General features: G+C 53.6%; 13 protein-coding genes. 5 read left to right on the forward strand and 8 right to left on the reverse strand.

The features are described 5' to 3' along the window. Positions 1-175: 175 nt before the first annotated feature. Entirely contained in the window at positions 176-826 is a 651-nt protein-coding gene (locus ABSH60_RS14090) for a hemolysin III family protein (RefSeq protein WP_056773133.1), read from the forward strand. A gap of 52 nt (positions 827-878) precedes the next feature. On the opposite strand, the gene ABSH60_RS14095 is transcribed toward ABSH60_RS14090, so the two are convergent. Then, a complete protein-coding gene (locus ABSH60_RS14095; protein ID WP_390974448.1) occupies positions 879-2,159 on the reverse strand; it encodes a SidA/IucD/PvdA family monooxygenase in 1,281 nt (426 codons plus the stop codon). Between the two features lie 153 nt (positions 2,160-2,312). Here ABSH60_RS14095 and ABSH60_RS14100 point away from each other — a divergent pair, with 153 nt between their 5' ends. The 3 genes from ABSH60_RS14100 to ABSH60_RS14110 all read left to right on the forward strand — a co-directional run bounded on the left by ABSH60_RS14100 (position 2,313) and on the right by ABSH60_RS14110 (position 5,051). Next, positions 2,313-3,194, forward strand: a complete 882-nt coding sequence (locus tag ABSH60_RS14100; RefSeq protein WP_390974450.1) for a PhzF family phenazine biosynthesis isomerase — start codon at positions 2,313-2,315, stop codon at positions 3,192-3,194. 165 nt (positions 3,195-3,359) lie between these two features. Then, positions 3,360-4,457, forward strand: coding sequence for a bifunctional DNA-binding transcriptional regulator/O6-methylguanine-DNA methyltransferase Ada (ada, locus tag ABSH60_RS14105; RefSeq protein WP_390974452.1), 1,098 nt, complete (start codon positions 3,360-3,362; stop codon positions 4,455-4,457). 57 nt (positions 4,458-4,514) lie between these two features. Next, on the forward strand, positions 4,515-5,051 hold the full coding sequence (locus ABSH60_RS14110; RefSeq protein ID WP_390974454.1) for a GNAT family N-acetyltransferase: 537 nt from the start codon (positions 4,515-4,517) through the stop codon (positions 5,049-5,051). A gap of 47 nt (positions 5,052-5,098) precedes the next feature. Here ABSH60_RS14110 and ABSH60_RS14115 read toward each other — a convergent pair whose 3' ends face one another. The 7 genes from ABSH60_RS14115 to gatZ all read right to left on the reverse strand — a co-directional run bounded on the left by ABSH60_RS14115 (position 5,099) and on the right by gatZ (position 11,401). Then, complete coding sequence (locus ABSH60_RS14115; RefSeq protein WP_056773123.1) at positions 5,099-5,803, reverse strand: GNAT family N-acetyltransferase; 705 nt, start codon at positions 5,801-5,803, stop codon at positions 5,099-5,101. Between the two features lie 155 nt (positions 5,804-5,958). After that, positions 5,959-6,813, reverse strand: coding sequence for a tagatose bisphosphate family class II aldolase (locus ABSH60_RS14120; protein WP_390974456.1), 855 nt, complete (start codon positions 6,811-6,813; stop codon positions 5,959-5,961). 4 nt (positions 6,814-6,817) lie between these two features. After that, positions 6,818-7,867: a galactitol-1-phosphate 5-dehydrogenase gene (gene gatD, locus ABSH60_RS14125; RefSeq protein ID WP_390974458.1), complete on the reverse strand. Its 1,050-nt coding sequence runs from the start codon at positions 7,865-7,867 to the stop codon at positions 6,818-6,820. Between the two features lie 45 nt (positions 7,868-7,912). Continuing rightward, entirely contained in the window at positions 7,913-9,277 is a 1,365-nt protein-coding gene (locus ABSH60_RS14130; protein ID WP_390974460.1) for a galactitol-specific PTS transporter subunit IIC, read from the reverse strand. A 3-nt stretch (positions 9,278-9,280) separates the two neighbouring features. Beyond that, positions 9,281-9,565 carry a PTS galactitol transporter subunit IIB gene (gatB, locus tag ABSH60_RS14135; protein WP_390974462.1) on the reverse strand — a complete coding sequence of 95 codons (285 nt, stop codon included), beginning with the start codon at positions 9,563-9,565 and terminating at the stop codon, positions 9,281-9,283. Between the two features lie 71 nt (positions 9,566-9,636). Further along, entirely contained in the window at positions 9,637-10,113 is a 477-nt protein-coding gene (gatA, locus tag ABSH60_RS14140) for a PTS galactitol transporter subunit IIA (protein WP_390974464.1), read from the reverse strand. Then, positions 10,106-11,401, reverse strand: a complete 1,296-nt coding sequence (gene gatZ, locus ABSH60_RS14145; protein WP_390974465.1) for a tagatose-bisphosphate aldolase subunit GatZ — start codon at positions 11,399-11,401, stop codon at positions 10,106-10,108. Before gatZ ends, gatA begins: the two co-directional genes overlap by 8 nt. 271 nt (positions 11,402-11,672) lie before the next feature. On the opposite strand from gatZ, the gene ABSH60_RS14150 reads away from it, so the two are divergent. Then, entirely contained in the window at positions 11,673-12,455 is a 783-nt protein-coding gene (locus tag ABSH60_RS14150) for a DeoR/GlpR family DNA-binding transcription regulator (RefSeq protein WP_136376422.1), read from the forward strand. Positions 12,456-12,508: the final 53 nt, after the last annotated feature.

Raw genomic sequence — 12,508 nt, forward strand, 5'->3', positions numbered from 1 at the left:
GAAGGGGCTCCGGTGATGAGCCTCCTGAAATGAGGATCCTGCTAAGAGCCTGTTACAGGGGGAAATACTCCATTTTAGCGTACAGGTGTACACTGGAATCATTCTCAGCTACTCTGCGGGTCAGGATATTTTATAACCTGCCATTTTATTGTTATGCCTCGAGGGTTTTCATCGTATGGGTAAGACGTCTCCATCACCACAGGGATATCCGTGGGCTGAAGAGATTGCCAACAGCCTGAGTCACGGCGTTGGTTTGGTTTTCGGGATTGTCGGGCTGGTGCTTTTGCTGGCTCAGGCTCTGGCTGATAACGCCAGCGCCGTCGCAATCACCAGTTACAGCGTGTACGGCGGCAGCATGATTTTGCTGTTTTTAGCCTCCACGCTCTATCACGCCATTCCGCATCAGAAAGCGAAATACTGGCTGAAAAAGCTGGATCACTGCGCCATTTACCTGCTGATTGCCGGAACTTATACGCCGTTCCTGCTGGTCGGCTTAAATTCCCCACTGGCGAAAGGGATGATGGCGGTGATCTGGGGGCTGGCGCTATTTGGCGTGATTTTCAAACTGGTATTCGCCCACCGGTTTGAAGTGCTTTCATTGATCACCTACCTGACCATGGGCTGGTTGTCGCTGGTGGTGATTTATCAGCTGGCGATGAAACTGCAGCCTGGCGGCGTCTGGTTGCTGGCGATTGGCGGCGTGGTGTACACGCTGGGCGTGATTTTCTATGCCTCGGAAAGGATCCGCTACGGTCACGCCATCTGGCACGGATTTGTGCTCGGCGGGAGCGCCTGTCACTTTCTGGCGATCTATTTCTACGTGTAGCGTTTAAGCCGCAAGAGAGAAGCGGAGCCGTGGCTCCGCTTTTTTGTGCCTGCTATTTACCTGCCCACCACTGCACCAGCGAAGGCACCGGTTGCAAATCGTAATGTGCTTCCCCCAGCAGATGATTGAGGATTTTCGCCGAGCGCCAGGCGGTCAGCGTCAGTTGCCCTTCCGCGCTGCCATGGCTGTGAATACCGGCATTAACCGCGTAAATGCGGTTCTGTTCAGGGCCGTCCCAGCGCAGATTGAAATTCGGCTGCAGCGGCAAATGCTGCTCACGATCGTAAGGGATCCTCCCGAGCATGGGCGCAAGATACTCCGGCAAACCGGGGCGATAGCCGGTCGCCAGGATCACAATATCGGCACTGAAATGTTCTTCGCAGTTTTCCAGCCCGTGTCTTGCCTGCAAACTGAAATCTCCTGCGGCATTGCGCGCGATATGATCGAGCGCGCGGTGCGGCAGTAAACGTACATTGCGCGGCTGATGCAGGACGTCAAAACGGTGATAAAGCTGCTTATAGATATCTTCCAGCGTGTGGTAGCTGATGCCGTCGGAAGGCAGTTTTTGCGTGGCAATCTCCCGCTCGCGCACCTCTTCGGGCAGGGTATAAAAATAATTCACATATTCAGGCGTGAAGTATTCATTGGTGAAAATCGATTCATCCAGCGGCTGAAAATTCGGGCGTCTCGACAGCCAGCTCAGCTCGGCGAATTCGCCCCAGTGGCCGCTTAGCGCATTGAGAATGATATCGGCACCACTTTGCCCGCCACCGACGACGGCAATACGTTTACCGGTGAAATCGGGTTCACGCAGTTCAATTTCAGCGGCATGAAAACAATTCTCCCCCAGCGCCGCGCGGGCCGCTTTGGGGATCCACGGCGCATGACCGGTGCCGAGGCAAATATTGCGCGCGCGGTGCTCGCCTTTTTCACTCTGCACCACAAACTCCTGCCGCTTATCGTCGAAATTGATACTTTCTACCGGCGCAGAAAAATGCAAATCGGGGATGCGGTCGCACGCCCAGCGCAGGTAGTCGGAAAACTCATCGCGGCTGATGATCAGCTGTTCCGTTGCCAGAAAGCGGTAAATTTTCTTCTGTTCCACCAGATAATTGATGAAGGAAAATTCGCTGCGTGGGGCGACGGTGGTCACCAGATCTTGTAAGACATAGGTCTGCATGGTGGCGGTTGGCAACAACATGCCAGGGTGCCAGCTGAATTCCGGGTTTGCATCAAAGAAGGCGGTGTTGAGTTTCTCCGTATCTTTTGCCATCGCGGCCAGGCTCAAATTGAAGGGGCCGATGCCAATACCTATCAAATCCTTCGCGGGCATCTTTCTGTTCCTTGTGTTTTATAAAATGTTTTGGAAAGTGCCTTAAGCATAGATCAGCCATTGGCGACTGACATTTTTCTCGATAACTTATCGAAATATTCCTAAACTCAGTCACTTCGCTATTTATTCCTCAATGATTAAAAAGGATTAGCTATGACCCGCCTGCGCCGTTTTAAACAAGTTGATGTGTTCACCGCCGAGCCGCTCAAAGGCAATGCGCTGGCTGTGATCCTGGATGCCGAAGGTCTGACAGACGACGACATGTTCGCCATGGCCCGCTGGACCAACCTTGCGGAAACGGCATTTGTGCTCACACCTACGTCACCGGAAGCTGATTACCGCGTGCGGATTTTCACCACCGATAAAGAACTGCCATTCGCCGGGCATCCGACTCTCGGCACGGCGTATGCGCTGTTGCAAAGCGGGTTGAAACCAAAGCATTCAGGATATCTGGTGCAGGAGTGCGGTGTCGGGCTGGTGCAGGTGAAACAGCTGGCAGAAGGCGGACAGGCATTTTCCGCGCCTCCGGCGGTTTTCAAACCGCTGGAAGAAGAGCACTTCGCCTTGCTGGCGACCGCACTGCGCGGGGGCAAAATCCAGGCCGATGTGACGCCGGTTGCGGTCGACATGGGCATCATCTGGCTGGTGGTGCGGATGGAAAGCGCGCAGGATTGCCTGAATATTTCTGCCGATGCAGCAGCCGTCAGTCAGCTCCAAAAACAGCTGGGAGTTAATGGCATCGCGGTTTACGGTTTGCACGACGACAGCGTTGCGGCAGATTATGAAGTGCGGGCGATTATTGATGAGGACGGTGTGCTGAAAGAGGACCCGGTCACCGGCAGCGCCAATGCCTGTCTGGCAAGGGTTCTGAAAGCGGCAAACTTCCCGGATGGCGCACACATGGCAGATACGTACCGCGTACGGCAGGGCACAAAACTTCAGCGCGAGGGCCGTGTGACGGTCACTTTCGTTGACGGCGAACCCTGGATCGGAGGGGATTCCGTTACCCTGATCGACGGCACGTTAGACCTGTAATCCGCCGTCAGTCTGGCGTCGCACGGCGACTGCTCACGCATGACGGGCCAGGAGCGTCATGCGTGTTCGCCGGCATGGCTGAATGAGAAAGCAAGAGCCGGAGGGCAGGCGGCAGATCCCCGGTTTATGCTGATGTTTATCCAGTCAGTCAATGTGAGGCAAAAAATGTCAGGCAAAACTGAAATCCTTCCCCGGTCAGTAACGATCAACAATGACAGCATCCAGAGTGAGGATCCGCGCTGGCTGGCGGTGATTAACTGCGATGCCAGCGCAGATGGCAAATTTGTATACGCGGTAAAAACCACCGGTATTTACTGCGCGCCTTCCTGCCCGTCGCGACAACCTAAAGCGGAAAATATTGTCTATTTCGACAGTGCTGAAGATGCCGAGCAGGCAGGCTTCAGGCCATGTAAACGCTGTCGCCAGGGGCTGATTTCACTGGCGCAATTTCACGCGCAGCGTGTGGCGCAAGCCTGCCGTCTGCTGGAAGCATCGACGGACGTACTGACGCTGGATCAGCTGGCCGGCACTGTTGGCATCAGCGCTTACCATTTCCACCGTCTCTTCAAAGCCCACACTGGGGTGACGCCGAAAGAGTATCAGCAGGCGCAGCGTGCGCGCCGTGTACGCGAAAAGCTGCCGGATACCGCCACGGTCACCGAGGCCATTCACGCGGCCGGATATCCTTCCGACGGGCGTTTTTATGAGGCGTCCGCGGCGACGCTGGGCATGACGCCGCAGGCTTTCCGCTCGGGTGGGCGTGATGTGCGCGTCTGGTTTGCGATTGCAGAATCTTCGCTCGGCGCGATCCTGATCGCTGAAAGCCAGCGGGGGATTTGCGCGATCTTACTCGGCGATGACCCGGCGGCATTGATTATTGAGCTGCAAAATCGCTTTCCGCAGGCTGAATTGCTGGGCGGCGACCCGGACTTTGAACAGCGTATCGCTTCGGTCATTGGTTTCATCGAAGCGCCGCAGTTGGGGCTGGATCTGCCGCTGGATATTCGCGGCACGGCATTTCAACAGCGAGTCTGGCAGGCATTGCGCGAGATCCCGGTCGGCTCCACTGCCAGTTACGCGGATATTGCCCGCAAAATTGGCGCACCCAAGTCAGTTCGCGCCGTGGCCGGAGCCTGTGCCGCAAACGTGCTGGCGGTGGCGATCCCTTGCCATCGGGTGGTAAAAACCGACGGTCATATTTCTGGTTATCGCTGGGGCGTCGAGCGCAAGCGTAGTTTGCTGGCGCGCGAGGAAAAAAGCTGACTATACTGGCCTGAGCGTTATTTTTCCGATACTTACCCAGATAAAGTGAGGGATCCTGTGCCTGTTTTAACATTCCGCTTTGCGCAGCCAGCCGATATTGATGCGCTGGCTGCATTACACGTTGCTATCTGGCGTGATACCTATCGCTCTCTGGCACCCGCAGAGGCGTTTTCCGCGCTCGACGTGCCGCGTCGTAAAATTTTCTGGCAGGACAAGTTTGAACATCCCGCCGAATCACAATGCATTTTACTGGCCGAGGCTGACGGGAAGCTGGCGGGATTTTGTCTGGCGTCTGCTTCATCCAATCCTGAATTTGGGGAAATGGCTGAAATTAAATTCCTGTATGTTTCTGGTGATTTTAAACGTCAGGGCATAGGCAAGCGTTTAATCAGCGACGCTGCCCGATATCTCGCGGCAGCGGGCTATCGCGCTGCCGGGCTGGGCGTGGTAGAGGGCAACGAATCCGCCATCCGTTTTTATGCCGCTCTGGGTGGCCGGGAAGTGGGACGCTATACCGATGCCGGGCCACTATGGCGTTCACGCAATATCATTTACGCCTGGCCAGATATTACAGTGCTTTCCGCCAGGCAATAATCTTTTGCTAAAACATGTCCCGCGTCAGTGAAAATGCGGGACCTGTTTTACTTTCTCAGTGCTTCCAGTCGCTGTTTCTGCTGGCCTTCAGGTGTGAAATTCTCCGCGCTCAACCACTGTTCAAACATGCTTTTTGACGCCGGCCATTCATGATCGAGCAGCGAGAACCAGAGAGTGTCGCGATTGCGACCTTTGTTGACCAGCGCTTGTCTGAATGTTCCTTCGTATTGGAACCCAAAACGCTCTGCGGCCAGTTTTGACGGTTCATTCAGGCTGTGACATTTCCACTCACAGCGGCGATATTTAAGGGTTTCAAACAGATAGCGTTGCAACAGGTAAATAGCTTCCGTGCCAAAACGTGAGCGTTTCATCAGCGGCGACCAGTTTACCCAACCAATTTCCGCAACGCCGTGGACGGCATCGATACGCATCAAAGCAACGCTGCCGATTGCCCGCTGTGTGGCGAGGTCGATGACGGCGAAAAACAGCGGATCCTGGCTTTTCTCCTGCTGAGCAATAAACGCATCACAATCTGACTGCGTGGCAGGGCGATCCACCGAGAAATAAGTCCAGTCACGGTTGTCATCAATGCTATGCCAGGCGTTAAACAAATCCTGACTGTGGCGTTCACTTTTCAATGGCTCAAGGCGGCACCAGAGGCCATCAAGCTGGACGTGCGTCGGTTTTTCTCGCGGTTGCCAGTCGGGCAGGGCATCTCCGATGGGCTGACCAAAGTGGTTGAGCGTTGTCATAGCGGTTTCCATTCACTTTCGAAGAACACCCATAAAATCAGAACGTATTGATGACCGCAACCGGCGCGATAATAAAAGTCTGGTAAGCGGAGAAATCTCTCCGCTTTGTTTCCTTATCCCGCTCGCTGAGTGAGCCGGTTTATAAACGCTGGCATTTATAATCGCCCGGCACTGCCGCAAATTCTGATCTTCTCCTCGACCACTTTCTGCATGGCACGTTTTCCCGGCACAATATATTTACGCGGATCGTTGGCGTCAGGATGTTCAGAAAAATACCCTTTCACCGCATCGGCAAAGGCGATCTTCAGCTCCGTGGCAACATTGACTTTACAGATCCCCAATTCAATCGCCTGATGGATCATATGCTCCGGGATCCCCGAGGCACCGTGTAACACCAGAGGAATATCGACCTGCTGGCGAATTTGCCCCAGCCGGGTGAAATCCAGTTTGGGCTCTCCCTGATACAAGCCGTGAGCAGAACCGATCGCGACGGCGAGCGAGTCAATACGGGTCGCTTCCACAAAGTGTTTTGCCACAACCGGATCGGTGAAAAAGCTGTCGCCGTCTTCCACCACCAGATCGTCTTCCTGCCCGCCAAGACGCCCGAGCTCAGCCTCTACGCTGGCGTCAAATGCGTGACAAAAGCGTACCGTCTGGCAGACCTTTTCGATGTTTTGCGCCAGGGGTAGGTGTGAAGCATCGACCATGACGGAGCGGATCCCCGCGCGGACTTTTGTCTCTATATCGGTCTGTTCTTCATGGTGATCCAGATGCAGCGCCAGCGGAATGCCGTATTGGCGTGCCGCTTCCTGACATATCGACAGCAGATAATCGGTTCCCGCATAGCTAAATGTTCCCGGTGTCCCCGCCAGAATCACTGGCGAGCTCATGGCCGCTGCGGTTTCTGCCACGACCTGAACGGTTTCGAGATTGTGGACGTTAAAGGCTGGCACCGCATAACCTTCGCGTTGTGCCGCCAGCAGCATTTCCCTGTTTGAAATGAGATACATTGCTTCAGCTCCCTGTCATATCCAGCAGAATTTTTCCGGTCATGGGTTTGCCCGCCAGCGCAGTCACATCCGCAACGAACTCCTGCGGATTGCCAACGCTCGCGATAAGCGGCTCAAGGTTCAATTTGTTTTCGGCAAACAGCTGCGTTGCCTGCTGCCATTCACTGCCTGGCCACGGCGCAGAGTAATTCATCCAACTGCCCAGCAACGTCAGCTCTTTGCGCAGGATATGGCTGAAGGTGGCGACGTTAAGCGTCAGTTCCTTATGCAAGGTACCGACCAGAACGACCTGCGCTTTGGGCCCGGCTATATCCAGCGAGAGTGCCACGGTCTGCGGGGTACCGGCGGTTTCAATGATCAACTGGTCAAAGCGACGTTCGTGGTTATGCTGACGGATTTCTTCAGCATTCATTTCAGCGCTGTTGCAGGCATGGCTGGCACCGGTTCTCAGTGCCAGATCCAGGCGTTGCTGATTGATATCAATCGCTGTCACGGATTTTGCGCCTGATGCCGCAGCCGCCTGGATGATCAACTGGCCAATAGTACCCGCTCCAATCACGATCACCTCTTTACCCTCACATCCCCCCGCGAGTTTTAATGCGTGCAGGCCGACGGTAATGGGCTCCAAAAATGCGCCCTGAATAAGTGAAGAACTTTCGGGAAGCCGGAATAAATTTTTACGGGAAACCACGACAAACTCTGCGTGGCCGCCGTCGCGGCGTGACCCAATAAACTGATAGTGCTTACACTGTGAGTAAGCCTCTTTACGGCATTTTTCACACTTAAAACAGGGTAATAACGGCACGCAAGCCACAGCATCACCTTCCTGAATATCATCAACATCTTTTCCGATACTGACCACGTGGCCGCTGAATTCATGTCCCAGCGTAATGGGATAAAAATGTGCACCCTGGGAGAAAATACGTGGAATGTCGGATCCACAGAGGCCGGAATAGGCAATGCGCACCAGCACATCATCCGGGGCGTTCAGCACAGGCATCGGGCGTTCTTCCACGGCCATCGCCCCGCCAGCATTTACAACGACAGATTTCATAGTCGATTTCCTTATGGCGGGGGAATTCCCCCGCCGGATGAAGATTTACGTGTTAGCCTGAGCTGCGGCCAGTTTTTCAGTTTTGGTGAAGTTGTTGGCACGACGCCATGTGAGGAATACTCCAATGGCATAAAGCGTGCCGATGATGCTCAGCCCGGCAACGTTTTTCAGTGTGCAAAGTTGAATCAACAGATAGGTGACAGGTGACCCGCCCTGATCCATCGACGCCACTCTGCCGCCTGCGCTTAGCGCACCGGCATTTGCAGCCAGCTGGGTGTGCAAATCGATAGTTTGCGTGGCAATCCACAACGTGATGCTCATGATGATGCAGCCTGAGATCAGCGTGCGGAACAGGTTGCCCTGATGTACAGCAACGGCGATGGCGACAAAGAAACCGATGGTGGCGAGGTCCCCAAACGGAAGCACCTGATTTCCCGGAACCAGCACGGCGATCAAAATTGTCAGCGGGATAAAGATCAGGCTGGCTGAGACGACGGCGGTATGACCGAGTAACAGCGCCGGATCCAGACCAATCAGGAACTCTTGTCCTCCAAAGCGCGCCTGCAGGCGGGTACGGGCATGGCGTGCAATCGGCGTTAAACCGTCCATGATGGGTTTGATCACCCGTGGCATCAGCAACATAACCGCCGCCGTTTTAACGGCCAGCTGTAATACGCCCTTGATGTCATATCCGGCGAGATAACCGATGATCAGGCCCATCACAAAACCGACAGTGACCGGCTCGCCAAACGGACCAAAGCGTTTCTGAACATCATCTGCGCTGAAGTGGATCTTGTTCAGCCCTGGGATTTTATCAATGAGAGTATCTACCAGCACGGCGATCGGGCCGAGATAGGCCGAGGAGCCGTGAGGAATAGCGATACCTTCGAGATTGAAGAAGTCCCGCGTATCTTTGGCAAACCAGTCACCCAGCTTGTAGATAAACGCCGCATGAACCACCACCCCCATGATCCCCAGCCAGTACGAGCCCGTCGCGAGATGCAACATTGCGCCGGTGAAGGTCATATGCCAGATGTTCCAGATATCCACGTTGACCACGCGCGTCATGCGGGTCAGCAACATAATGATGTTCACACCGATAGCAATCGGAATAGCAACCAGAGCAATTTGGGATGCCCAGGTCATCGGTGACGATCCCGGCCAGCCGATATCCACGACTTGTAAATTGATTTCAAAATGCTCAGCCATCGCTTTCGCTGCAGGCCCGATGGAATCCAGCATCAGACCAATGACCAGCCCGATACCCACAAACCCAATGCCAATGTGAATGGCAGATTTAAACGAATCGCCTAATTTCATCCCTAATATCAGCGAGAAAATGATGATTACGCCGGGCAACATGACGGTTGGCCCGAGATCGAGGATGTAGCGCATTATTTCGGTAAACATGGCTCACTCCTGCAGCAGGGTCAGTATTTGTTCGCGCAAAGCTTCCATACCGACGCCGGAAATAAACGGCATGCCATGTACGACGGGAATACTGCCGAACGTGCGGTCAACTTTGGCCGTGGTACAAATCAGGTGGACGCCGTCCATGTAGGTTTCAATTTCCGTCACGCGGCACTGCACGAGATCCACTTTGATGCCGTGTGCTTCGCATAACTCTTTGATTTCTTCTGCCGCCAAGGTTGAGGTGGCAACGGCTCCGCCACAGGCAACAATAATTTTTCGTTTCACGGTAAGGCTCCTTGATGGTCTGTTTTTTGGTGTTATTTTTTTGTAAGGCTTTGGGTACAGGGGATTCAGGTTTACACGGCGGCAGCTTTCTCCTGCGCCGGGACAAAAACGTGTTGTTTGAACAGTTCTGCCAGCTGGTCTTCAGGCACAGTGAGCAGGCTTTCGTAAAACGTAGGTTCCTGCAGCTGGCTGAATAATTTGCGCAATAACACCAACTGCTCAGAGGGATGGGTGACGATCAACGCAATAATCAGCGAAGCCGCGACAGTGCCTTCATCATCAGCCTGGAAAAACTCCACTGGTGCGTCCGGACGGATCAGATAAATGGACGGGGTTCGGGCGTGCATGGCTTCGCAATGCGGAATAGCCACCGCATGGTGTTCGAGCTGAATACCGGTTGGAAATTCCGCTTCACGAATCAATAACGCCTGCGGATAGCTGGTTTGTACAACGCCCGCATGCACCATAGATTCACCGATGTGCGTCAGTGCTTCGTGGTAATCCTCGAAGGCGATGCCTGTTTTTACAAACACCCGGCAGTTATGCATGGTTGCATTCTCCACAGGCCGTCACTTGTGGCGTGCAGCCGAAGTGATAGGCACGTAATACATCCTGGATTTTGTCGATGATCAGTTCATGAGGATGGCTGGCAAGTTCACCGGACATCACCCGTTCGAACTGAGCTGGCAGGTACTGACTCAGTAAACCAAGCGGGATATCAAGTGACTGGAGATTGCCGATCAGGACTTCCATCGCGCGATTAATACGGGCGTGTGGCCAGTAGTAGCGAATGCGGTCGGAAAGGCTGAAGTGCAGGTCGATAAGTGACAGGCTGAACGTCGGATTGTAATACTTCTTCCAGTAGCCAGGCTCATCAAGCATCACGCCGTCGATCACTGTGAGGATCTGGCTGCGGGATTCAGGCGCAACCAGGACTTGTTCGATATTGGCCAGCGCGAATACAGCCTCACGCAGCGCGAACGTCAGTGCCGGACCCACTTTGAGGATCGCGTAATGGTCTTTTACCAGATGTCGGTATGAATCACGGGTCTGGTAATCGGTAGAGTGCGCTTCATAAACCAGCGGGGTGTCATCGATAAAAGCTGATAAATCCTCTGCCAGAGTGGGCTGATAATGGATCACCCGGCTATGGTCAAATTCAACTCCTGGCTGAACTACGACGGCGATAATCCGATCAATGGCGCTTTCCAGCCCTGCTTCACGGAATGCCTGATAGTGCATATCCAGCGTCGCTTTGGCATCTTTGGCTTCGGTCACATGAACATGCTTGATAGCGGACGCTTCGCCACCGGGTACCGGAACTTCTGTCCCGATAACGTACGTCAGCACCTGTTTCTGCTGTGGTGTCGCGACTTTTTCCGCGACCTTGCATAAACGGGCTGCGCGCTGAGCCACAACGAGAGGATCAAGCGGGACAGGATCGTCCGCACAGGACATCGAGGCATCGAGATGGATCTTGCTGAATCCGGCTTCGACGTACCGTGCGATCAGGACTTCCGCTTTGCTCATTGCACTTTCAGCATTTTCACTCTGCCAGCAGTTTGGCCCGAGATGGTCACCTCCCAAAATAAGACGCTGAACCGGAAACCCCAATTTCTCCGCTATTGCGAGAACGAAATCGCGAAAATCAATCGGCAGCATACCGGTGTAACCGCCGTACTGATTAACCTGATTAGATGTAGCTTCAATCAGCACCTTACATTCACTGTGCAGATCTTCTCTTAGCGCGGCCTCGATCACTAAAGGATGAGCTGAGCAGACTGAGCATATCCCGATACTTTCGCCACTCTTATGCTTCCTGATTATTTCTTTCATTTTTCCTCCGTTTGTTTTCGAAGATATTCGTGTCTTTTCGAAAGTCTAACAATAGCGTTGTTTGTGTTTCGTGATGATGATCGTAATATTTCGTAAGTCATTTCATTCGTTTTCTTTCATTTTGGATTGAGTGGCGAGAGAGGGGGATGCTTTCTGGCGAGGCCGGCGGCAAGCTAAGCGTGCTGTATTTCACATCCCCGTTAATTTTTTATCCTCACTTCGATATCTTTTGTTTACACTGTGCGAAATAGGACGTTTTGGACTAAACAGGATGAATACTTACGATCGTCGCAATAAAATTGTTGAATTAGTGAATCAGAAAGGCACCGTTCAGGTTGCTGAGCTTTCGAATGCTTTCGGTGTGTCTGAGGTGACTGTTCGTGCGGATCTGACCCTGCTGGGTCAAAAAGGCGAACTCACCCGGTTTCATGGCGGCGCGGCAAAGCGTGAAGACAAGGCAAGTGACGGGCAGGATAAGCCGCAGGACGAATTGATTCTCGAAGAGCGTTATCTTCAGGCCAGCGATCCTAAAAAGCGCATTGCGCAGGCTGCGGCAGGCATGGTGAAGCCCGGCGATACGGTGATCCTTGATAGCGGCAGCACCACTATGTTGCTGGCTGAGGAACTGGTGAAATCCGGCGATATCACGGTCATTACTAATAACTTACCGGCGGCTTTTGTATTGTCTGAGAACCCGGATATCACGCTGGTTGTTTGTGGCGGAACACTGAGGCACAAAACGCGTTCATTGCATGGCAATATCACGGAGTATGCCTTGCAGGGCATCGTGGCTAACCTGATGTTCGTGGGAGCCGATGGTCTGGATGCGGCGACCGGAATCACGACGTTTAATGAGGGCTACAGCATCAGCGGGATTATGGCCGATGCCGCTCAGCGCGTTGTCGTCGTCACCGATTCCACTAAATTTGGTCGTCGCGGGTATAACCTGGTGCTGCCGATGGAAAAAATCGACACCATCATTACGGACACGGATATCAGCGATGAGGCCCAAAAGGCTCTCAGAGACACAGCGATAGACCTCATTCTTGTTTAACTCCTTTCAGGTTGCAGACGTCTTCCTGGTGATGAATGTAATCCACCCGGAGA

The sequence above is a fragment of the Rahnella sp. R3(2024) genome, from assembly GCF_042920125.1.
Classification (GTDB): Bacteria; Pseudomonadota; Gammaproteobacteria; order Enterobacterales; family Enterobacteriaceae; genus Rahnella; species Rahnella rivi.